General features: G+C 61.2%; 1 pseudogene. It reads left to right on the top strand.

The features are described from left to right. Nucleotides 1-213, top strand: a pseudogene (locus ACNFBR_RS29300) (hypothetical protein); the annotation flags it as partial. Between the last annotated feature and the right edge of the window lie 68 nt (nt 214-281).

Here is a 281-nt window from a genome sequence, read left to right as displayed (position 1 = left end):
GCGTTTATTCCGTCCTGCCTGGAAGGTCAGTTGGTGATGGCGGCCAAGGCTGATGGCCTGGTGACCCTGCGCGAAGATCGCTGGCACTGGCTGAGCTCGCAGTTCTCCGCCGACTTCGCCTACCTCATGGACTTTGAGGATGGCTGGCTCAGCTACGGCGGCAAGGGCGTCGAGCGTCTCGTCCGCCCCGTCCGCAGCCTCATCCTTCAGTAATTCACCCCTTCATTCCTTTCCTTGCAGGCGATTCCGGGTTCGTCAGGACGACGATCAGACCAGAAGCG

Source organism: Pseudomonas sp. NY11955, assembly GCF_048068035.1.
Classification (GTDB): Bacteria; Pseudomonadota; Gammaproteobacteria; order Pseudomonadales; family Pseudomonadaceae; genus Aquipseudomonas.
Note: the sequence above shows the minus strand (reverse complement) of the source record. Positions and strands in the feature narration are given on the sequence as shown.